Below are 20,823 nucleotides of genomic sequence, written 5' to 3' on the forward strand. Positions count from 1 at the left end.
TTTATAATAGCGGTGGCTACTTAACCCGCTGTGCCGAACCGAGTTAAGGAGCGCTGGCCCGCTCCTTAACAATCCTGGGCCTTTTGGTGTTGTTGATTTGTCTGCTGCCTATTACCGGCTATGTTTCAGTCACTCCCAGTGTGGCACGAGCCGCGCTGCTGCGCAGTCCCCTTGCTCGGTCGGGAGCCAAAAACGTCTCCCTCCGCTTCGCGCGGCGCCGTCTCTGAATGTGCCAACCAACTATGCACACCGTGCCGTTTCAGCGGAAAAATTGTCTTTTTATCTTTTTGTCTTTCGCCGTTGACCTTTAATGTTGCCGGTTTTGCCGTAAATGTTTCATGACCGATTCAAAACCTACGTCGAGCGCAGCGTTGAGTGACAACAGCCTTACCGTTGGCACGAAACCAAGCGAGAGGACCGCGAAGCGGCGTGGTTTAGGCCACACACCGATGTCACTGGAAAGAACTACAACCGAGGGCACGACACTGTTCAATTTGGACAAGGCGCAGGATTCCAAAGGAGGCGCGCCTTCGCCTCCTTTGGGCGGTCTGGGCCGCCGCCCAGTGAGCGCAGCGAATGCAGTTGACGTTGACCTTGAAGTTAAAAGCAAATTTGCAATTAAAACCGAAACCCTTTGCTCTGAGTAAATTGACTTTTAAGCCCCCCTCGTTATCCATAACACCGGCCACTGCCCGCGTCGACTATAGCCATCACAACTGGGTTCCGACGCATAGGACGCCAAACGAAAAGCCTTGCCATCAAAGAGCCAGCGGGAAGAAATGCCGCAGTCCCCCAAGCCTCTGCCTTTATCAAAAGTGGAGAGAATACCGGTTTTGGTATCAAAGTCGGCGTTGATCAACTCCGGCGGCTGATCGTCTTCGCCGGACTTAAACGGCATCGCCAAGACCAAATTTTCGGCCTTGTACGGCGCTTGCCGGGAGACCATAAAACCCAGCACATACTGGTTATAGGCACCCATATCACAATTGACGGTCATCAGCGCCTTCTCGTTACTCAGCGCATAAAGATGAACCTCGCGTTCGGCAGGATCGAGACTGCAATCATTGTTTTCGATGTTGCTCGCCGTACTCTGGGTAATGGCCGAGATTTCGCTTTCCGTGAGCGGATGAGGTTCATTAAAATGCGGTAACAGTGGCGCAACGGGAGCAGCAGGCACCGATGAAGATGGCTTGTTGCCACGGCTTCCCCAGGCACTTTTGGTGCCTTCCCGGGATTGTTGCTGATCCATGGCCATTAATGCAGCTTTAAGACCACTCAACGAAATGGTGGGATGCAACGTTTGCTGCGGATCGAGTTTGCCACCAAGCTGAATACTGCTGCCATCACGAATTGAATTGACAAAATCATTCACCACCAGCCGATTGCTACTGGCAATATGCTTTTTACCAATCTCCCATTCGCGATGATTAAAATTCAGCGGCTTGCCATTAAGCAGCAGACGATTGGCAATGGCCATATCCGTCGCCTGCTCATCGATGTTGCGCTGATAGTCAATGCTTACACTGCCCTTGCCTTCAGGTCCGGCATCACGGGAAATCTGCAGCACCAGTCCCTGGCTGTCTTGAGAGCTTCTCGTTGCGCAGTGGTTTAAATTGTCGCAACTTACCTGCCAATCGTTGTAAATTCGTTGTAGAGGATCGGCGTGCACATAACCGGTCAGCAGGCTTGCCATGACTAGCAGCGGTGTGGCTATCCAATTGGGTATCATCACATTTAAGCTCTTTTACGAAGTAAACAGTTAGATATTAACCTAAGCTGTGCAAAGACTCTGCTCGAAAAGCATCATTTTTTTACCAGTAAATGAAATGGATGCGCAGACAACAAAAAGCGTTACAGTAAAATCATAAAACAAGAGATTGGCAAAATGGGGAAGACAGCGGTTTTGTTGCCGTGTTATACCCTTAATCATATACCCTGAGCTGGTATTCCAGGCATCAGGCTTTGCACATCATAAGTGCAGCGGCGACCATATTGTTATGGCACCGTGTTTTCTGCGACGGTGTCACGACCCATGAAGGGACATAGCCTCACACCAGTCGTATATTTAAAAGGGTTATAGGGATGGCAAAAGGTAGCGGCTTTAGTTTACTGATAATAAAAACCAAAATAATGCTGTTGATACTGTCGGTGCTGTCTTTTGCAGCAATGGCAGAAGATCCTCCCGTGGTGCTGACCGGGACAATCGGCAAGTTGGACGTGGTTGTTGAGCTGGATTTAAATAAGCCTGAAGCCATTACCGGGCGCTACTTCTATCAGAAGTATCACTTGGATTTGCCGTTAAACGGTAGCGAACAGGATGGTGAATTAAGCCTGCAAGAAGGCACTGACGATTTCAACGACTCACCACGTCCGGTACTGCGATTGCAGTCTGACGGTCAAGCGGGTTGGGAAGGAACCTGGTCAAATCCTCAGGGAAAAATCATGCCGATCGCCTTGACCCCGGTACAGTTGCCAGAAAGCAATAGCGACGCCTTTTTGACCCGACTGATCCATAACGATCCCTATGAATACCTGCGCTTAAGCACACTGACGCTCAAGAAAGGCAAACAACAAACCTTTATGGGTTACCCGTTGCAATGGTGGCATGAGCCGCAGTCGAATGTGTCGTTATTTACTCTCGATTCCGGGTATACCGATGCCCAGCTCAGCAATATTAACCAGCGTATGATGGCCAGATTGTGGCAAGAGGTGATCGATTATCATAGCTGCATGCTGGGTGCCAGCCAGTTTGGCAAAGGTGATTTCGAACAGACGGTCACGCCGGAACTGCTGTCACCGTCGGTGGTCAGCGTCAAGATTTCCACCAGCTATGACTGCGGCGGCGCCCATCCCGACTTTGGCGATTCGCCCCTTAACCTTAATGCCCAAACCGGTATCCCGCTTTCGCTGGAAGATATTCTGTGGGTCGGCAAAGATAAACCGTTTCACTATATGTACGCCGACGATCATGCCGATCTGAATACCAATACCGTCAGCTTTGACGATTATTCCGCCTACCGTGAAAAGAATTTTGCCCCCTGGCTGATTAGTCAATTCAAACAGCTGTATGCCAACGAGATGCAGAAACCGAAAGGCGAAAATGAGTGCGACTATGCCGATGCCGAAATTTGGTATTTCCCATCGTGGTATCTGACGCCAGCCGGCATCCATTTTGGCCCCTCATTTGCGCGAGCCATGCGCGCCTGTGAAGGCACCAGCTGGTCAGTGTTGCCCTGGTCCGTCAGGGAAAAAAATCAAGGTGGCGTAGCTCTCGCGTTGCCATAGTCAAACTTGCCCCGGGCCAGAGCGAAGCCACGGCTTCGCTCGGCGCGGTGCCTATTCGAACAAGCCATTAATCTGCGCATATTGCAGCAGAATAACCGCCTTGCCGTCCTTGATTTCACCCGTTTTGATCATGGCCAGTGCCTGGGTAAAAGGCAGCTCAAGCACTTCGATATCCTCGTCCTCAACGCCACCGCCCTCATTGGCGCGGATCCCCTCTTCGTATTCTGCGGCAAAAAAATGGATAAGCTCGGTCACGCCACCGGGCGACATATAAAGCTCGAACAGTTTGTCGACATTGCCAATCTGATAGCCGGTCTCTTCTATTGCCTCTTTGCGAATGCAATCTTCAGGTGAATCTGCATCGAGCAAACCGGCGCAGGTTTCCAGCAGCATGCCGCTACTGTTGCCATTGACATAGGTTGGAATACGAAACTGATTGACCAGCAGAACGGTTTTTTTCTTACGGTTATATAGCAGAATGGTAGCACCGTTGCCGCGGTCATAAACTTCGCGTTTATGCCGAACGGAACCACCGTCTTTTTTGGCCAAGGTATAGGTATAATTACGCAAGGTAAACCAGTTGTCAGACAGCAACTCGTTCTTGAGGATTTCAATTTTGGCAGACATAGCATCTCAGAGAGTTAATGACACAGGCCTGCCATAGTAGAACGACACCGGAGGAATGAAAATCAATTATTCAGTAATAGCCTCCCTTGGCACATACAATAATCCGCCCTCTGCCGCCCGCCGGTATTGCTAAAAATTGTATTGCCAGTATGCTCATATTTGTGGACGACAGCGGGCAGTGAAAGGGAGTAAGAGTGATGGCAGCAACAAGCTATAAGGTGATGATTGTTGACGATCATCCGCTGATGATCCGCGCGGTTGAGCAATTGCTGCGGCTTTCGCCACTCCTGCAGGTTGTTGCCCGCGCCAACAATGGCAGCGAAGCGCTGATGGCCGCACGCGTCACCGCTGTCGATCTGATTGTCCTCGATTTAAATATGCCGGGTTTGTCAGGACTGGAAACGCTGATCTCGCTGCGGGCAGAAGGCTGCCAGGCAAAAATTGTCGTTCTGACTGTATCGGATTCTCCTGCTGATATTGCCAATCTGATCCACGCCGGTGCCGATGCTTATCTGCTGAAAGACTGTGAACCGGAATACCTGCTTGAGCAAATCCTGCAAACCGCCCAGGGTCAACACACCCTTAGTGAAAACATCCAAAACTCTCTCGATGCCGAAAAAAACAAAATCAATCCGCTGCAAAAACTGACCGAACGCGAATTTGTGGTATTGCGCGAGGTGGCCAAAGGTCTCTCCAATAAGCAGATAGCCCAGGAATTACTTATTTCAGAAGAGACCGTCAAGGTACATATCCGTAATTTCTTACGCAAGCTGGGGGTTCATTCCCGAGTGGCGGCCACCTTGTTGTTTCTAGAATATAAATCCTGAGCAGCCGCAGGCATTGACGGCACGACGGTTGATCTCAGTTTGATTGATCAATAGCCAGTAGCAACTGCGGGCAATGGCTGGCGATCCACTGCGGGTCCAACGGCCCCCAATGAGTGATGTGATAATAGCCGTCGTTATTACGCACGCCCTGCTGAATAAAAGAGAGTTCAACGCCCATTCCCGGTAACGCTTTCAGCACATCCTGCAAGGTACGCCGTGGCCAACCGGTTAATGCCATTAATTTGGGCACATTAGGCCGCTCGTTATGATTGATCAGCCAACAAAGATAGAGGCGACGCGCGAAAACCGAATTGAGCATAAGGAAGATCTCTGCTTATCTGGGAGGTTGAGTAAGGGTACTTGGCTACCATAACTCAGGCCAATGATGGAATGAAAGCCGGCAGCACACACCCACAATCTGTTTTTTACATTATCTCCTTTTTTTCTCCACGTTTTATCTGCCGATTAAAGGTAAAGTGCTGAGGCTTATCAGGGGTTTTCCCTGTTTGCAGTCCATCAATTTATGCTGTTATATCGGCGGATTGAAAGGCATAACAGTAGGCTAATTTATCAGAAACACACGTTCTTATTATTTCCTGATGTTAGTCATGCCTGACGGCATGACAACGAGGTTTTTGACGCATGGCTAACTTTTTTATCGATCGCCCGATTTTTGCCTGGGTGTTGGCGATCATTATTACTTTGGCAGGTGCTCTGGCAATCAGTGATTTGCCAATAGAGCAATATCCGGCCCTGGCTCCACCCAATGTTCGTATCACCGCTCAGTACCCAGGGGCTTCTGCCACCATAGTTGAAAACACCGTTACCCAGATTATTGAACAGAATATGACGGGCCTCGATAATCTGATGTATATGTCATCGCAAAGCAGTAACGATGGCAAAGCGCAGATAACTTTGAGTTTTGTTGCCGGAACCGATCCCAATGAAGCACTGCAACAGGTGCAAAACCAGCTGCAGCAGGCAACAAAACGTCTGCCGCAAACGGTACAGACTCAGGGGGTAACCGTCTCCAAAACCGGTGATACCATCCTGATGATGGTGGCCTTTGTCTCCACCGACGGCAGTATGACCAAGCAGGATATTTCCGACTATGTCGCGTCGAATATCCAGGATCCCATCAGTCGCGTCACCGGTGTTGGTACCATCAACTCCTTCGGTACCCAATATGCCATGCGTATCTGGCTCGACCCCAACAAGCTTAATAACTACAAGCTCACTACCGCTGATGTGGTGACGGCAATCCAAAACCAGAACAGTCAGGTTGCCGTAGGACAGTTGGGCGGCACCCCGGCGGTTGATAAACAGGCGTTAAATGCCACCATCAATGCGCAATCGCAGTTGCAAACGCCACAGCAATTTCGTGATATCACGCTGGTGGTGAATCCCGATGGTTCGGAAGTCAAATTGGGTCAGGTTGCGACCATTGGTCTGGGGGCAGAAAACTACAACTTTGACAGCCGCTATAATGGACAACCCGCCTCCGGGATGAGCGTCCAGCTGGCCTCCGGGGCCAATGAACTGCAAACCGATGCTGCAGTACACGCCAAACTGACCGAGCTGGCGCAATATTTCCCGCACGGTCTCAAGGCGGAAGTCGCCTATGAAACAACGCCATTTGTCAAAGCGGCGATCAGCGACGTGGTTAAAACGTTGCTGGAAGCGATAGTGCTGGTTTTTATGGTGATGTATCTCTTTTTGCAAAATTTCCGTGCCACGCTGATCCCGACCATTGCCGTTCCGGTGGTATTGATGGGGACCTTTATGGTGCTGCATCAGTTCGGCTACAGTATCAATACGCTAACCATGTTCGCCATGGTGCTGGCCATTGGATTATTGGTAGATGATGCCATCGTGGTGGTGGAAAACGTCGAAAGGGTAATGAGCGAAGAAGGCCTGCCCCCTCGCGAGGCGACGCGAAAATCCATGGGGCAAATACAAAGTGCTCTGGTAGGCATCACCATGGTGCTGTCGGCGGTTTTCGTGCCAATGGCCTTTTTTGGTGGCACCACCGGCGCAATCTACCGTCAGTTTTCGGTCACTATCGTGGCGGCCATGGTGCTGTCGGTATTTGTCGCGCTAACCCTCACTCCGGCACTCTGCGCCACCATTTTAAAACCCATTGCCCAGGGCCATCATCACGGCAAACGCGGCTTCTTTGGCTGGTTTAACCGGATGTTCGATAAAAACGCCCGTCGCTATGAACGCGGCGTTGGCCGGATTTTGCAGCAGGGTTTCCGCTATATGCTGGTTTATCTGCTGTTAGTGGTGGTGCTGGGGGTGATGTTCGTCAAATTACCCACCTCCTTCCTGCCGCAGGAAGACCGTGGCGTATTCACCGTGCAAATTCAGTTGCCACCTGGTGCAACCATGGAGCAAACCACCAACGTTGTCTCCCGGGTTGAACAATATTTTCTGACCAAAGAGAAAAACGACGTGCTGTCGGTGTTCTCTACTATTGGTTCGGGACCTGGCGGTAACGGGCAAAACGTCGCCCGTATGTTTGTGCGACTGGCCGACTGGGAACAACGCACCTCGGGGGCCAATACCTCTTTCGACATTATCAGTCGAGCTACCAAAGAATTCAGTAAAAACAAATATAACGATGCACGCATTATTGCCAGCAGCCCGCCTGCCATTAACGGTCTGGGTAACTCTTCCGGCTTTGACCTGGAGCTGCAAGACCACGGCGGCCTCGGCCACGATAAGCTAATGGCCGCGCGTGATTCACTGCTGGCCATGGCGGCCAGCGATCCGGCGCTGTCGCGTGTGCGTCACAACGGCCTGGATGACAGCCCGCAATTACAGATCGATATCGATCAACATAAGGCACAGGCACTGGGGCTGACGATTGCCGATATCAACAGCACCCTCAGTACCGCCTGGGGGTCAACTTATGTGAATGACTTTGTCGATCGCGGCCGCGTTAAAAAAGTCTATGTACAGGCTGATGCTCCTTTCCGCATGTTGCCTGACGATATCAGTCGCTGGTATGTGCGTACCACCAGCGGAACCATGGTGCCCTTCTCTGCCTTTGCCACCTCGCACTGGCAAACCGGCTCGCCGCGTCTGGAACGTTATAATGGCTATTCCGCGCTGGAGATTGTCGGTGAAGCCGCCCAGGGGGTCAGTAGCGGCACCTCGATGAGTGAAATGGAAAAACTGGTGGCCAAACTGCCTGCCGGTATCGGTCTGGAATGGACCGGGATGTCCTATCAGGAACGGCTGTCGGGCTCGCAGGCCCCGGCCCTGTATGCCATCTCCTTATTGGTGGTGTTCCTGTGTCTGGCAGCGCTTTATGAAAGCTGGTCGATTCCTTTCTCGGTCATGCTGGTGGTGCCGTTAGGGGTGATTGGTGCGGTGGTGGCTACCTGGTTACGCGGACTTGAAAACGACGTTTACTTCCAGGTGGGTATGCTGACGATTATTGGCCTGTCAGCCAAAAACGCCATTCTTATCGTCGAGTTTGCCAACGACCTTAACGTGCGAGGCAAAGTGCTGCTGGAAGCGACGCTGGAAGCATCAAGAATGCGTTTGCGCCCCATCCTGATGACCTCACTGGCCTTTATCTTTGGCGTACTGCCAATGGCGACCAGTATGGGTGCCGGCTCAGGTAGCCAACATGCTGTCGGGACCGGGGTTATCGGCGGTATGATCTCGGCCACGCTGTTGGCGATATTCTTTGTTCCGCTGTTCTTTGTTCTGGTGCGTCGCCGTTTTCCTGGCAAACAGAAGGAAACCTTGATCGGCGATATCGTGGAAACCCGGCCAGAGCCTTAAAAGCAGCTTAATCGGCGTCGGGTTACTCTGTTGACGGGTTGCCTAAAAACCATCCCGGCCTGCGCTGCAGGCCGGGATGGGGCCAGAAAGTGTGAAGCAAATTCTGACAAGTCAGATCTAAATAGCGGAAATTAAAAAAGGCGCTAATAATTAGCGCCTTTTACTATTAAGCATTAACTCGTTTTTATTTACATATTTCACTTGCAAATAAAGCGTAACAAGTATTGCCCTCATCATTCGCCTATTTTATTTTAAAACCGGTCTGGCAAAATAATGATATTTATATTCGGTCCCACGGGTGTTTAAAGGATCTAACGACAAGATCGTGTTATTATCTTGTCAAACGGTGGTGATTAGCCACGCAGCATTGCATCAATAAAGTCTTTCCAGATATCTAACTCGTACTCTACCATGATACTCCCCTCTGAATTGAGGGCTGCATTATACGAGCATTTTTTGAACAAACAAACATTTTATTCCGATAATAAAACGGCGATCACGGATTTAAAATCGATAATCATTATTAGAAAAAAAGTGGCACTAATCCGATAAATTTGGGTTAACGTTGCCTGAGATCGTCATAAAGGGTACCCTGTTTTGGGTAGGTCAGATCCAAGGTAACCGAACCATGCTACAAACAATAGATAAACTCAAACGGCTTGGCCGTTATGAAGATGCGTTACAAAACGCACTGGGCATGCTGTCGAAGAAAACACAACATCCTCAATTACTTTATAAAGTTGCTTCACTCTATGACGTTCTTGGTCAGGAGCAACAGGCAATTCCTTTTTATCAGGCCGCAATCCAACACAAACTGAGTGGCCAGGATCTGCAAGATGCTTATCTGGGGCTGGGTAGCACCTATCGTGCTCTCGGACGCTATCAGGAATCGCTGGCGACTTTTGATGCCGCACTGGCCCTATTTCCCGAAGCCAAAGATCTTAAAATGTTTCGTGCCATGACGCTGTATAATCTCGGCCACTGCAAACAAGCGGTTTCACAACTGCTGATTATGCTCACTGAAGAGAGCTGCGCCGAAGATATCAGCCGCTACCGGCGCGCCATCATTCATTACTGTGACGACCTCGATCGCATAGAGTAAAACATCACCTTGATATTCAAGGTGATCTGCCCTTTCCGCTGTGCCATTATCATATGCCAGACATCTGCACAGCGGAGATCGCCCCCCAATGAGCTTTAAGATAATCAGCAATGACAGTATTGTCAGCGTTGACTGGCTGCGTCTGGCCGACATGCTGGAACTGAGCGGCCTGAACAAACGCGAATTGCCTAAATTACAGCGCGCCTTTGAACACAGCCAGTTTCGCTATCTCGGTTTTTATAACGGCATACTGATGGCTACCGCACGAGCCATCAGCGATTTAACCACAGTCTCCTATCTCTGTGACGTTGCCATTCATCCCGAGTTTCAGGGACGCGGCTATGGCAAACAGCTGATGCAATACATCATGCAAGATCTCACTCCGCTGGGAAAAATCATCCTTTACGCCGTGCCGGATAAAATCGAATTTTATCAACGCTTCCACTTCTATCCCCTGCTAACCGCCATGACCTTTGTCGAAGGCGAGGGTCTGACACGCATGAGCCAACTGGGCTATATCCCGCCCTTGCCGCCACAAGAGACATCCCGTCGTGATTAAACTACGTAAAATGCGCAGTGAAGAGTTTGCCGATTATCAGGCTTATTTTATTGAAGACTATGCCCGCGACTTGCAGGATAACAGTGGTCATGACCGCGAGACTGCGATTGCCATCGCCACCTTATGTTTACCTGCCGGGGTTGAAAATGAGCGAGAGTCGCTATTTTGCATCATGCAGCAACACACCCGCGTCGGTTATTTATGGTATCGCCTTAGTGATGATAAAAACTGGGCATTTATTAATGATTTCTATGTGTTACCGCAATATCGTAGTCTGGGTTATGGAAAATTGGCGATCAACGCCATGGAACAGAAGCTGGTTGCCATTAATGTCGATGAAATAAGACTGCGTGTCGCAGCAAATAATCCACGGGCGTTAAAACTTTATGAACATCTGGGCTTTAACGTCAGCGGATATAATATGAGTAAAAAACTGCAGCTTTAGATCTCCCGACTGCCTGGTGATAAGCTTAGATCGCTAAGTGATTCGGGTGAGTGAGCGCAGCCAACACCGCTACGGCGTCAAGGGCGAACGGTGCCGCCAAAGCCATTGGCGTTGTAGCAAGGCGGCAAGTGAATGAATCCCGATGAGCTTAGATCGCTAAGTGATTCGGGTGAGCGAGCGCAGCCAACACCGCTACGGCGTCAAGGGCGAACGGTGCCGCCAAAGCCATTGGCGTTGTAGCAAGGCGGCAAGCGAATGAATCCCGATGAGCTTAGATCGCTAAGTGATTTGGGTGAGTGAGCGCAGCCAACACCGCTACGGCGTCAAGGGCGAACGGTGCCGCCAAAGCCATTGGCGTTGTAGCAAGGCGGCAAGCGAATGAATCCCGATGAGCTTAGATCGCTAAGTGATTCGGGTGAGTGAGCGCAGCCAACACAGCTACGGCGTCAAGGGCGAACGGTGCCGCCAAAGCCATTGGCGTTGTAGCAAGGCGGCAAGCGAATGAATCCCGATGAGCTTAGATCGCTAAGTGATTCGGGTGAGTAAGCGCAGCCAACACCGCTACGGCGTCAAGGGCGAAGGCGGGGATGGATCCTGTCGCCATTTTACCGCATTATGTGTGCCATCATTTCTCTGAGCCTGACAAGCCAACCCGTGGCTTGCGGCTCAGCATTGGCTATTTTTTTGCCTGATTTAGTTTTGCATTGGGTGAGTTCACAATTAGGGTTAGATGCCAGGATTTCGATCATTTCTTGCACTAAAGACGAGTACCTTCGACACATTCTTAAACGCGAAGACTGTAAAAGAGATGAAGGTTGAAATGCATACGTTATCCATTTGCGAGAGAATCAGTCGAGATAGCTATTTCGAGGTTTCTTATGGGTAAAATTTCCGAACGTTTGAGACATGCATATTGGGACTGAAAACGGCCCCGAAAGGAGCCGTTGTGGCTGTTACCAGCGGAGTTCTGATGTTGGCAAGAATGCCACCTCTTTGACTCGCTCCTGTAAATCGTAATCGACTTGCATACTGATAGGAATATGAAAATCCGTTACGGTGAACAAATCTGTGTAGCCAATCTCTTGGCGTAACCGCTTCCGAGGAGGCAAGAATCTGTCAGGAGGCCCGAATTGTGAATGCACCCAAGACCGCACCATTTCAGGTTGTAGTGGTGATGGCAGCTCATTAGGAAATTTATAGTTCGTTTTCTTCTGATTCTGTAAAAAAAGCTCGATAGAATAAAGCGTTGTACCGTCTCGCTTAAAAGCTAAGTAAATTCCTTCATTCATCATGCTTAATGTTAGATCAGGATCTCCCGGATAGCCTGTCGGCTTGGTCTTGTAGGGGATCAATCCGGCATCAAAAATTTCCTGATACGGCTTACCTAAGCAGCGAATCAATGCTTCGACATTAACGGTCATTAGTATAATCCCTGTTCCTGATTAAATTGATGCATCTTAGCTTTGGCTTCATCGATTTGACTATCTGTTACGCCACGCTGTTTAAGCTCGGGGCGTATGGTCTCAATGTCTCGTTCTACAGCTGCTCTCAAATCTCTGGAGTCTTGCTGTATTTGCATAGGACTATTTCTGCCGCCATAAGTGGCACTGAGTTTTTGGTGAATATCAGCAGGAATGATGATGGACGCAACGTCTTTCGCCATACGATCAATTTCGGCCGGTTTTGCGTCTGGGAATTCGCGTCGTAAGTAGGCCCGTACTGCTGCGGCTGAGGGCATGTGATCAGCATGACTACCGTTTCGTGCTCGACCTGGTTACATTATCGATTAACGGTATTTTTAACGACATACAGAATCATTGTTTTTTGCCACAAAAAATAAAATCGCGATAAAAAATTGATTATCATTGAAAATTCTTGAGGTTTTCATGGTTTGTGATCATCTGTATGCTACAGCCTGATAAAATTCCACAGGTAAACCGCCATGACGAACCACTCTGAACCAACATTAATCATGTACGGCCTTTCTCCTAAAGTATGCGATACCGTTAAAAAAGCCCGCCGTTGGCTGGAAGAAAATGGCATTGATGCGCGCTTTCATGATTACCGCGTTGATGGCCTGGATGCCACCCTGCTGCAACAGTTGATCGATAAACAGGGCTGGGAAGCGCTGCTCAACACGCGTGGGACCACCTGGCGCAAACTTGACGAGTCACTGCGTACCGCTTGCAATAATGAACAAACGGCTAAAGCGCTGATGCTGGAACACCCTGCGGTAATTAAACGTCCTTTTCTGCTTGCCGCCAGCGGTCAGTCGCTGCTCGGTTTTAAACCTGAAAGCTATGCGCAATTTGTTGCGGAGGTAAAATAATGATTTGTCCGGTCTTAGATCTTGCGCAACAGCTGATCCGCCGCCCTTCCCTTAGCCCTGATGATGCAGGCTGTCAGGCCATTATGATCGCCCGACTGCAGGCGATTGGTTTTCATATTGAAACCATGAACTTTGGCGATACCCTTAATTTCTGGGCAACGCGCGGTGAGGGAAAAACCCTGGCCTTTGCCGGTCATACCGATGTGGTACCGACGGGCGATGCGGCTTTATGGATCACTCCGCCCTTTGAGCCCGCGCTGCGCGACGGCATGCTATTTGGTCGCGGTGCCGCCGATATGAAAGGATCGCTGGCGGCGATGGTGGTCGCCGCCGAGCGTTTTGTCGCCGCCAATCCCCATCATCAAGGTCGTTTGGCTTTTCTGATCACTTCCGATGAAGAAGCCAGCGCGGTCAACGGTACGGTAAAAGTGGTCAACGCTCTGATGGAGCGCCGCGAGCGTCTGGATTTTTGTCTGGTGGGCGAGCCTTCCAGCACCACCCGCGTCGGTGATATTGTCAAAAACGGCCGCCGTGGTTCAATGACCGCCAATCTGCAAATTCATGGCGTTCAGGGTCACGTGGCCTACCCTCATCTGGCTGATAACCCGGTACATCGTGCCATGCCGGCTTTAAACGAACTGGTAGCCACCGAGTGGGATCGCGGCAACGAATTCTTCCCGCCAACCAGTATGCAGATCGCCAATATTCAGGCCGGTACCGGCAGCAATAACGTGATCCCGGGAGAATTGTACGTCCAGTTCAACTTCCGCTTTAGCACCGAATTAACCGATGCGCTAATCAAAGAGCGCGTGGCCGCCTTGCTGGATAAACATCGCCTGCATTACACTCTTAACTGGGTAGTTTCCGGCCAGCCGTTCCTGACACCACGCGGTGAGCTGGTGGATGCCGTGATTAATTCGGTACGACATTACTGCGAAATCACCCCGGATCTGCAAACTACCGGTGGCACATCTGACGGGCGTTTTATTGCCTTGATGGGCGCACAGGTGGTGGAACTGGGGCCGGTAAATGCCTCAATTCATAAAATAAACGAATGCGTTCATGCCGCCGATCTGCAACTGCTCAGCCGCATGTATCAGCGTATTATGGAGCAGTTAGTCGGATGATAAACCAGGCGCTGCTGACCGGTCGCACTACGGAACACCTGGTCAGGCTCAACGATCACCACCGTCTGCAGGCCGCAGCAGTCAGCGCCTTTACGGCATTACAGTCCGCAGCGGCCAAGGCCGGGTTTGATCTGCAACCGGCCAGTACATTTCGTGACTTTGATCGGCAACTGGCTATCTGGAATGGCAAATTTCGCGGTGAGCGACCAGTATTAGATAGTCACAGTCAGCCGGTCGATATCAGTCAACTCAACGATGGTCAGCGCGGCGAGCTGATCCTGCGCTGGTCGGCGCTGCCCGGAGCCAGCCGTCACCACTGGGGGAGTGATTTGGATATTTATGATCCCAGTCTGCTTCCTGCGGGAAAACATCTCCAGCTGGAACCCTGGGAATATCAGCAAAGCGGCTATTTTTACCCGTTGACCCAATGGTTAAGCGCACATATGGCCGAGTTTGGCTTTTATCGTCCTTTTGATCAGGATCGCGGCGGCGTGGCCATTGAACCCTGGCATTTGAGCTATCGTCCGCTGGCGGAATGTTGTGAACAACAGCTGACCCCGGCGGTGCTGTTGGCCGCCTGGCAAGGTCAGGATCTCGCAGGCTATGACTGGATAGTCAGCCAGCTGGAGAGGATTTTCCTGCAATTTATTGTGAATGGCAGGACATCGACCCCGTAGCCTGTCAATGCTCGGGGCATAACCCTTTAAGGATATGACGAGATGGAATGGATTAAAGATTACTGGTGGATAGTTCTTATTGTACTGGCCGGCATGTTTATCAGCGGCATCAAAGAGCTGAACCGTGTCGATGTCAAACGCTATCTCAATGACAAACCGAAGATCCCGCCGCATAAAGATAATAATGCGCAATGGGATGACGACGATGATTTACCGAAGAATAAAAAGAAGTAAACTTCTGCCAATCGTTTTAGCAGGTGGCGTTCCCCGCCACCTGCTATTGTCCCACCTAACGACGCTCTCCTCGCCTTCAATCCACACCGTCAGCGTATACACCGGCATAGTCTCGCCATTGCGTTGCCAGCCCGGCATCGAGCTGTTGTAACGCCTGCTGTGTCTCTTCACGCCAACGCTGAAGCAGGGCTTTTTTGCCGCCAAGCGCAAACTGCGCTACCGTGGCGGCCAAACTCTGTTGCAACTCGACACTGGCACGCAACGTTGGCAAGGCAAGGTCAGATAACGCCAACAAACGCCGCAAGGCGCTGCGGCTGCTATCCAGCGAACGATGGGCATAGGCAAAACCGGCCAGTTCACGCCAGTCGGCCTCATTTAATCTCGCATTATCCGAATCGACTGACGATGGGAGGATTGCGGCAACCTCATGGGGTAACTGTGCGCGATCGCGACAAAGCTGCTCTGCTGCCAGCCGACAAAGCCGACTACCCTCGGCACTCAGCGGCAGTATCGCCATTGCCGCGTAGCATCCGCTGCTGGCTTCACGCTGGCTGCCGACGCGCACCAGTTGAAAACCGCAGGCCTGCCAAAATTGTCCCAGAGCCTCGGTAAAACCAAAGCTGACCGACAGATAATCCAGCCCCTGAGCGGCAGCAAACTCGCGCTGGGCAGCGATCAGTTGTCGGGCAACCCCTTGGCGGCGATAATTGGCGACCACCGCAATACGGCTGATACGTCGTGAACGCATTACGGCGGCAGCGGGAAATCCACCATGGGCCGCCAACGATTGTGCCACCAGATTGCCGCGCGGTCGGCGACGCCCCGCCCAGATCTCATGGGCCAGCGACGGTGCAAGCCCACCCTCGTCCACCAGCCATAGCGCAGCGATCAGCTGTTGTTCCTGGCTGGCAATGGAGAAGGACATACCGGGCGCATCGAGCAAACGGCGCAAGTCGAGGGGGGTAGTGCGATAGTGGGCGCTGGCCAATAAACTGTAAAACGCCGACAAGCGGTCTGGATGTTCATCCCAGGCAGAGGCATCAAACTGTGAAAATGTCATCGGCGCAGGATCAGACGAACTCGCGGGTAAAACCGGCGGCTCGCGGAACAATAAAATATCGTCCAGTAGCGTCTCCAGCGGGTCATCGCTGGCCCAACGCACCGGTTCCTCAAGCCGTAAATCGTGCCACTGCGCTAATGAAGCACAGAACTTCAGCAAAAAACCTCGCCCGGTACCCTCGTAGCCCTGCACCGTGGTGGTTAATAATACTCGCGGGAAAAAAACCAGTAATCTGGTCAGCAGTGGCGTGGGAATAGCGGCCGCCTCGTCAATCAGCAGCCAGTCGGCATCAACAGGGGCACCACTTTCACAGTAAGCCAACAGCGCATCAGGCGCCCAGAAACGGGCTGCTTGCCCGCTTTGCTCGCTCAGCCGCTGGCCAGCCGCCCGGCTCGGGGCACAGAGCCAACAGTTTCCCGGCCACTGTTGTACCAGCATACCGGCCAAGGTCGATTTACCGCGACCGCGCGCAGCGGTCAGTACCCAAATACCCTGCTCTGCCTGCAATAGCTGCGTAAGGATCCTCTGCTGGTCGGGGGTGGGCTCGCCGCGGGGCAGACACCAATCGACGGCAGGGGCTAACATATTCACCTGGCAAGGTGGGTGCTGACGCCAGAGTAGCACCCGATTATCGGCCTCGATGCCCTGGCAAAAACGGTTGATAAACCGCGGGGTGGCAATGGCGGTGGGCTGCTCGCTCCAGCGCAGGCTGTCCACATCGGGTCGAGTGGCCCACTGTGACCAAGGCGGCACGAGCATGATCAACCAGCTCCCGGCACACAACAGCCCGCTAAAGGCCGCCAGCGCCTCCACATTCAGGCCTTCACGGGCATCAAACACGCCGTGCAGGCACTCCTGGCCCAGCAACTGTCTGACCGCCGTCGCGGCCTCGGTACGAAACCCTGGCTGAGGCCGATCGCTGACCCACCACCAGTCACCGCTAAAATAGCCGATAATCTGCAATGCCTGCAGCTCGCACCAACACGCCTCGCCGCTGAGGATCAGCAGACGGCGCATCCCCTGACGTAGCATCTGCTGCTGACAGGGTAGTAATTGCGCAGTAAGGCGCTGCCCGTTCATCAGGTCAACCTTTGCCGACCAGCAGCGAAAGAATACCGGCAGCAATCAACGGCCCGACAGGTACGCCCTTGAAGAACGCCACCCCCAGTACGGTGCCCACCAGTAATCCGGCCACCAGCTGCGGCTGCGTCCCCATCAGCGTCAGCCCTCGGCCACCCAACCAGGAAACACCGACGCCAACCAGAATAGCGACCACTGATTTCCAGTGCAGAAAGGAGTGCAGCAGGGTACCGGCGCTCAGGCGACCATTGGCAATAGGCACCATCACACCAATGGTGAGGATAATAATGCCGACCGTTAGCCCGTATTTTTCAATCCACGGGAAAAAACTGTTAAGCGGCGTAATACGCACCGTCAGCAAAAAAAACATGGCAATGGTGACGGCAGAGTTGTGACTGATAATGCCTAAGCCAGCAAAAACCAGCAAAATAAGCAGGGTTGGATCGAGAAAAGCCATAACGTTCCCAGAGTATGAAAGGATATCCCCGGCGAGGCTGCTCACGTCAGGACAGGGTTATCAAATGAACTCTGATTATTTATCATATTAATCAAACAAACCAGCCGCTTATTTAGTGACGGGCAAAGGTCTATGGGCAATGCGCAGAAAACCGGGGCAAAGGGCAACAGGTCTTACGGGAAGGTCACTTGGCGGAAGGGAGAGAAAACAATGGGCGACAGAGTATGTCGCCCTGAAACGCAGGCAAACCGGCATGCTTCAGCCATAAGCTGGCCTGACTACCCCGGCATCCGCCGCGTAATCGATTGCGCAGTCAGACTAAAAAAAAGAAACTTAGTCTAATTTAACGCCGATGCGTTTTGCCACTTCTTCATAGGCTTCGATCAGGCCACCCAGGCTTTGGCGGAAACGGTCTTTATCCATTTTTTCCAGTGATTTTTGATCCCACAAACGGCTGCCATCGGGAGAGAACTCATCACCCAACACCACTTCGCCTTTGTACAAACCAAATTCCAGTTTGAAATCCACCAGGATCAGACCGGCATCACCAAAAATCTTGCTCAGGACGTCGTTTGCCTTGTAGCTCAGCGTTTTCATACGTGCAAGATTTTCTTCGCTAACCCAGCCGAAAGTCTTGCAGTAGGATTCGTTGACCATTGGGTCATGCTTGGCATCGTCTTTCAGGAACAAGTCAAACAACGGTGGATTTAACACCAGACCTTCTTCTACGCCTAAACGCTTAACCAGTGAACCTGCAGCACGGTTACGGATCACGCACTCAACCGGCACCATATCCAGCTTTTTCACCAATACTTCGTTATCTGACAGCAAACGTTCCATCTGTGTTGGAATGCCGGCTTCTTCTAACTTGGTCATGATGAAATGGTTGAATTTATTGTTGATCATGCCTTTACGGTCGAACTGCTCAATACGTTCGCCATCCAGTGCTGACGTATCATTACGGAACTCCAAAACCAGCAGGTCTGGGTTTTCGGTGGTGTAGACGGTTTTCGCCTTTCCGCGATACAACTCAGCTAACTTTTGCATCTTAACTTACTCCAGTGATAGGACTCATTTGGTGGTACGAGAAACTGTTGGTAAAACGTCGACATTTGCCGACAACGGCAAATGCAAAAAGGGGCCGTAGCCCCTTCAGATATTACTTGGAAACTGTACTGGTTTGATTAAAGGCTGCCTGCATCACGGTGACCATCGCGTCGTTCTGCGACTGGGTCAGCGCGTGGCCTTTAGGATCAAGGAACTGGAGACTACTGCGGTTATTCAGATCGCCGACCTGAATTTTATATTCGCCAGAGGTCAGACCCGGATCTCTTGCACCCAGCGTATCCCAGGCATCGTTGCTTAACGGTGAGTATTTCACCGTGAGCGTACCCTGCGGACGGCTGCTGTCGGTGACTTTCATCCCCGCTTTGGCCAGAGCATTTGGCAGACGCTCCCACACCGCGCCATAGGTGGTGCGAACAATCAGCACTGGCAGACCGGTTTCATCCGCGCCACTCTGTACGTCGATTTCGCCGACTTTGCGGTTGTCAAAACGGCTTTGCTCATCCTGCTGAACCTTGTCCAGACCCGAGGTGATGGCGTTCATCATCTGACTGGTATAACGCTGGACTTCGGTAGCGGTGGTGATGGTCTTGTCTTGTTGCTTAAGCTCTAAGGTTTTCACCGTCAGTGCAAGTTGATAACCCTGCTGTTTGACACTGATCTGATAGCGGCCCTGATACTGGAAGTCTTCATCAGCACGGTTCCACTGCACCATATCGGTGGTCAAGGTCTGGTTGGCATCATCTCGGCTGGCAATTTTGAAGCCTTTCTGCTCAACAATGCTCACCACGCGCGCCCACAGGCCGCTATTTTGCGCACTGTTTTCCAGCATTACCGTACCCGTATCGCCGGTGTATTGCCCACGCGAACCGGTCAGCAGCGCCAGCGGCTGCAGTGGCGGACGAATATCCAGTGACTTGCCGACGGCACCTTTGACACTACCGGCAGGGACATCATAAGTACCGTTCTGCAACGGCAGGATCATGCCGCCAGGCGTTTTAAGCTCTTGCAGCGGGGCAGCCTGCAAATAGGCCTCATCGCCGCTGACCTGACGCTTGTAGCGTGAATCGTTAGAGCAGGCCGCAAGCAGCATGATCAGGGACAAACCCACAACTTTTGCTACCGTCGACTTTTGAAAACTTGGTTTTGTTAATGAAAAGGTCATCAAATATCCCTAAAAGTTATATCCCCTTCGCCTTCAACGCTGCAGCGTTGATTTTCGAAGGTCAGAGCAAACCGGCTTTCAGTAGTGCTTGTTCCACTATTGGACGAGCAGCATCGGTCAACGGCGTCATCGGTAAACGCAGCGTATCGGTTGCTATCAATCCCAGCGCCTTACAGGCCCATTTCACAGGGATCGGGTTTGCTTCTACAAACAAATGCTGATGCAACGGCATCAAGCGCTGATTTAAACGGCGCGCTTCGGCAAATTTGCCTTCCGCTGCCAGTTGGCAAAGCTGAGCCATCTCACGTGCCGCGACGTTGGCAGTAACGGAGATCACCCCTTTACCACCGAGTTGCATAAAGTCCAGTCCGCTGGCGTCATCGCCACTAAGCAGAGTGAAAGCTTCATCATCAACCAGCACTTGGATCTGACTGACGCGACTTAAGTTCCCTGTTGCCTCTTTACAGGCGACAATATTTTGTATTTTTGCCAAACGTGCGACCGTTGCCGGCAACATATCGCAGCCGGTACGAGAGGGTACGTTATACAAGATTTGCGGCAGCGCGGTGCTTTCAGCAATGGCTTTAAAATGTTGGTAAAGGCCTTCCTGCGTTGGACGATTGTAGTAAGGCGTTACCGTCAGACAGCCCACAACGCCAGTATTTTCAAAGCGTTCGGTCAAAGCGATGGCTTCTGCGGTGGCGTTGGCGCCTGTTCCGGCAATCACCGGAATGCGGCCATCGGCCAGCTCCAACGTCTGCATCACGACATCGGCATGCTCGTCATGGTTCAAGGTTGCAGACTCGCCGGTCGTGCCTACGGAAACAATCGCCGCAGTACCACTGGCCACATGATAATCAATCAGTTTTTTCAGACTTTCGCGATCGACAGCGCCTTTGGCGTCCATCGGCGTAACCAGTGCAACAATACTTCCCGTAAACATTGACCTTCCCCTCCACAAACAGGTGACTCATGGTACTTTTGAC

The 20,823-nt window shown here is 51.7% G+C and carries 20 protein-coding genes; 10 read left to right on the forward strand and 10 right to left on the reverse strand.

Annotated features, from left to right (window positions below):
• Window positions 1-655: 655 nt before the first annotated feature.
• On the reverse strand, window positions 656-1,729 hold the full coding sequence (locus GW590_RS20395; RefSeq protein WP_211186861.1) for a DUF1176 domain-containing protein: 1,074 nt from the start codon (window positions 1,727-1,729) through the stop codon (window positions 656-658).
• Window positions 1,730-2,082: 353 nt separating this feature from the next.
• Here GW590_RS20395 and GW590_RS20400 point away from each other — a divergent pair, with 353 nt between their 5' ends.
• On the forward strand, window positions 2,083-3,285 hold the full coding sequence (locus tag GW590_RS20400) for a hypothetical protein (protein ID WP_169404912.1): 1,203 nt from the start codon (window positions 2,083-2,085) through the stop codon (window positions 3,283-3,285).
• Between the two features lie 51 nt (window positions 3,286-3,336).
• Here the strand turns inward: GW590_RS20400 and nudK are convergent, their stop codons facing one another.
• A complete protein-coding gene (nudK, locus tag GW590_RS20405) occupies window positions 3,337-3,912 on the reverse strand; it encodes a GDP-mannose pyrophosphatase NudK (RefSeq protein ID WP_169404913.1) in 576 nt (191 codons plus the stop codon).
• Window positions 3,913-4,109: 197 nt separating this feature from the next.
• Here nudK and GW590_RS20410 point away from each other — a divergent pair, with 197 nt between their 5' ends.
• Window positions 4,110-4,739, forward strand: a complete 630-nt coding sequence (locus GW590_RS20410) for a response regulator (protein WP_169404914.1) — start codon at window positions 4,110-4,112, stop codon at window positions 4,737-4,739.
• Window positions 4,740-4,773: 34 nt separating this feature from the next.
• Here the strand turns inward: GW590_RS20410 and GW590_RS20415 are convergent, their stop codons facing one another.
• Window positions 4,774-5,058 (reverse strand): winged helix-turn-helix domain-containing protein, encoded by a 285-nt coding sequence (locus GW590_RS20415; RefSeq protein WP_169404915.1) that lies wholly within the window; start codon window positions 5,056-5,058, stop codon window positions 4,774-4,776.
• Window positions 5,059-5,381: 323 nt separating this feature from the next.
• Here GW590_RS20415 and acrD point away from each other — a divergent pair, with 323 nt between their 5' ends.
• The 4 genes from acrD to GW590_RS20435 all read left to right on the forward strand — a co-directional run bounded on the left by acrD (window position 5,382) and on the right by GW590_RS20435 (window position 10,643).
• Window positions 5,382-8,537: a multidrug efflux RND transporter permease AcrD gene (acrD, locus tag GW590_RS20420; RefSeq protein WP_169404916.1), complete on the forward strand. Its 3,156-nt coding sequence runs from the start codon at window positions 5,382-5,384 to the stop codon at window positions 8,535-8,537.
• A gap of 628 nt (window positions 8,538-9,165) precedes the next feature.
• Window positions 9,166-9,639 carry a tetratricopeptide repeat protein gene (locus GW590_RS20425; RefSeq protein WP_169404917.1) on the forward strand — a complete coding sequence of 158 codons (474 nt, stop codon included), beginning with the start codon at window positions 9,166-9,168 and terminating at the stop codon, window positions 9,637-9,639.
• Between the two features lie 88 nt (window positions 9,640-9,727).
• Window positions 9,728-10,198 carry a GNAT family N-acetyltransferase gene (locus tag GW590_RS20430; protein WP_169404918.1) on the forward strand — a complete coding sequence of 157 codons (471 nt, stop codon included), beginning with the start codon at window positions 9,728-9,730 and terminating at the stop codon, window positions 10,196-10,198.
• On the forward strand, window positions 10,191-10,643 hold the full coding sequence (locus GW590_RS20435; protein ID WP_169404919.1) for a GNAT family N-acetyltransferase: 453 nt from the start codon (window positions 10,191-10,193) through the stop codon (window positions 10,641-10,643). Before GW590_RS20430 ends, GW590_RS20435 begins: the two co-directional genes overlap by 8 nt.
• A gap of 953 nt (window positions 10,644-11,596) precedes the next feature.
• Here the strand turns inward: GW590_RS20435 and GW590_RS20440 are convergent.
• Window positions 11,597-12,064 (reverse strand): DUF6392 family protein, encoded by a 468-nt coding sequence (locus GW590_RS20440; protein ID WP_169404920.1) that lies wholly within the window; start codon window positions 12,062-12,064, stop codon window positions 11,597-11,599.
• Window positions 12,064-12,306 (reverse strand): hypothetical protein, encoded by a 243-nt coding sequence (locus GW590_RS20445; protein WP_169404921.1) that lies wholly within the window; start codon window positions 12,304-12,306, stop codon window positions 12,064-12,066. Before GW590_RS20445 ends, GW590_RS20440 begins: the two co-directional genes overlap by 1 nt.
• Window positions 12,307-12,585: 279 nt before the next feature.
• On the opposite strand from GW590_RS20445, the gene GW590_RS20450 reads away from it, so the two are divergent.
• The 4 genes from GW590_RS20450 to GW590_RS20465 are packed head-to-tail and all read left to right on the forward strand — an operon-like array spanning window position 12,586 to window position 15,010.
• Entirely contained in the window at window positions 12,586-12,972 is a 387-nt protein-coding gene (locus GW590_RS20450) for an ArsC family reductase (RefSeq protein ID WP_169404922.1), read from the forward strand.
• Window positions 12,972-14,099 carry a succinyl-diaminopimelate desuccinylase gene (gene dapE / locus GW590_RS20455; RefSeq protein WP_169404923.1) on the forward strand — a complete coding sequence of 376 codons (1,128 nt, stop codon included), beginning with the start codon at window positions 12,972-12,974 and terminating at the stop codon, window positions 14,097-14,099. Before GW590_RS20450 ends, dapE begins: the two co-directional genes overlap by 1 nt.
• The gene (locus tag GW590_RS20460; protein ID WP_169404924.1) at window positions 14,096-14,776 is read left to right on the forward strand and encodes a M15 family metallopeptidase; all 681 of its coding nucleotides are present in this window, start codon (window positions 14,096-14,098) and stop codon (window positions 14,774-14,776) included. Before dapE ends, GW590_RS20460 begins: the two co-directional genes overlap by 4 nt.
• Before the next feature lie 42 nt (window positions 14,777-14,818).
• Window positions 14,819-15,010 (forward strand): YpfN family protein, encoded by a 192-nt coding sequence (locus GW590_RS20465; protein ID WP_169404925.1) that lies wholly within the window; start codon window positions 14,819-14,821, stop codon window positions 15,008-15,010.
• A 76-nt stretch (window positions 15,011-15,086) separates the two neighbouring features.
• Here GW590_RS20465 and GW590_RS20470 read toward each other — a convergent pair whose 3' ends face one another.
• From GW590_RS20470 to dapA, 5 genes are all read right to left on the reverse strand, one after another.
• Complete coding sequence (locus tag GW590_RS20470; RefSeq protein ID WP_235955994.1) at window positions 15,087-17,150, reverse strand: tRNA(Met) cytidine acetyltransferase TmcA; 2,064 nt, start codon at window positions 17,148-17,150, stop codon at window positions 15,087-15,089.
• A gap of 4 nt (window positions 17,151-17,154) precedes the next feature.
• Window positions 17,155-17,607 (reverse strand): DUF441 domain-containing protein, encoded by a 453-nt coding sequence (locus GW590_RS20475; RefSeq protein ID WP_169404926.1) that lies wholly within the window; start codon window positions 17,605-17,607, stop codon window positions 17,155-17,157.
• A 333-nt stretch (window positions 17,608-17,940) separates the two neighbouring features.
• A complete protein-coding gene (gene purC / locus GW590_RS20480) occupies window positions 17,941-18,654 on the reverse strand; it encodes a phosphoribosylaminoimidazolesuccinocarboxamide synthase (RefSeq protein WP_169404927.1) in 714 nt (237 codons plus the stop codon).
• A gap of 112 nt (window positions 18,655-18,766) precedes the next feature.
• A complete protein-coding gene (gene bamC / locus GW590_RS20485) occupies window positions 18,767-19,837 on the reverse strand; it encodes an outer membrane protein assembly factor BamC (protein WP_169404928.1) in 1,071 nt (356 codons plus the stop codon).
• 61 nt (window positions 19,838-19,898) lie between these two features.
• Complete coding sequence (gene dapA, locus GW590_RS20490) at window positions 19,899-20,780, reverse strand: 4-hydroxy-tetrahydrodipicolinate synthase (protein WP_169404929.1); 882 nt, start codon at window positions 20,778-20,780, stop codon at window positions 19,899-19,901.
• Between the last annotated feature and the right edge of the window lie 43 nt (window positions 20,781-20,823).

It is taken from the genome of Rouxiella aceris (assembly GCF_012933545.1).
Classification (GTDB): domain Bacteria; phylum Pseudomonadota; class Gammaproteobacteria; order Enterobacterales; family Enterobacteriaceae; genus Rouxiella; species Rouxiella aceris.

Coding starts and splice junctions, on each gene's coding strand:
- GW590_RS20395 (WP_211186861.1), bottom strand. CDS start 1,729: ATGATACCCAATTGGATAGCCACACCGCTGCTAGTCATGGCAAGCCTG.
- GW590_RS20400 (WP_169404912.1), top strand. CDS start 2,083: ATGGCAAAAGGTAGCGGCTTTAGTTTACTGATAATAAAAACCAAAATA.
- nudK (WP_169404913.1), bottom strand. CDS start 3,912: ATGTCTGCCAAAATTGAAATCCTCAAGAACGAGTTGCTGTCTGACAAC.
- GW590_RS20410 (WP_169404914.1), top strand. CDS start 4,110: ATGGCAGCAACAAGCTATAAGGTGATGATTGTTGACGATCATCCGCTG.
- GW590_RS20415 (WP_169404915.1), bottom strand. CDS start 5,058: ATGCTCAATTCGGTTTTCGCGCGTCGCCTCTATCTTTGTTGGCTGATC.
- acrD (WP_169404916.1), top strand. CDS start 5,382: ATGGCTAACTTTTTTATCGATCGCCCGATTTTTGCCTGGGTGTTGGCG.
- GW590_RS20425 (WP_169404917.1), top strand. CDS start 9,166: ATGCTACAAACAATAGATAAACTCAAACGGCTTGGCCGTTATGAAGAT.
- GW590_RS20430 (WP_169404918.1), top strand. CDS start 9,728: ATGAGCTTTAAGATAATCAGCAATGACAGTATTGTCAGCGTTGACTGG.
- GW590_RS20440 (WP_169404920.1), bottom strand. CDS start 12,064: ATGACCGTTAATGTCGAAGCATTGATTCGCTGCTTAGGTAAGCCGTAT.
- GW590_RS20445 (WP_169404921.1), bottom strand. CDS start 12,306: ATGGCGAAAGACGTTGCGTCCATCATCATTCCTGCTGATATTCACCAA.
- GW590_RS20450 (WP_169404922.1), top strand. CDS start 12,586: ATGACGAACCACTCTGAACCAACATTAATCATGTACGGCCTTTCTCCT.
- dapE (WP_169404923.1), top strand. CDS start 12,972: ATGATTTGTCCGGTCTTAGATCTTGCGCAACAGCTGATCCGCCGCCCT.
- GW590_RS20460 (WP_169404924.1), top strand. CDS start 14,096: ATGATAAACCAGGCGCTGCTGACCGGTCGCACTACGGAACACCTGGTC.
- GW590_RS20465 (WP_169404925.1), top strand. CDS start 14,819: ATGGAATGGATTAAAGATTACTGGTGGATAGTTCTTATTGTACTGGCC.
- GW590_RS20470 (WP_235955994.1), bottom strand. CDS start 17,150: ATGAACGGGCAGCGCCTTACTGCGCAATTACTACCCTGTCAGCAGCAG.
- GW590_RS20475 (WP_169404926.1), bottom strand. CDS start 17,607: ATGGCTTTTCTCGATCCAACCCTGCTTATTTTGCTGGTTTTTGCTGGC.
- purC (WP_169404927.1), bottom strand. CDS start 18,654: ATGCAAAAGTTAGCTGAGTTGTATCGCGGAAAGGCGAAAACCGTCTAC.
- bamC (WP_169404928.1), bottom strand. CDS start 19,837: ATGACCTTTTCATTAACAAAACCAAGTTTTCAAAAGTCGACGGTAGCA.
- dapA (WP_169404929.1), bottom strand. CDS start 20,780: ATGTTTACGGGAAGTATTGTTGCACTGGTTACGCCGATGGACGCCAAA.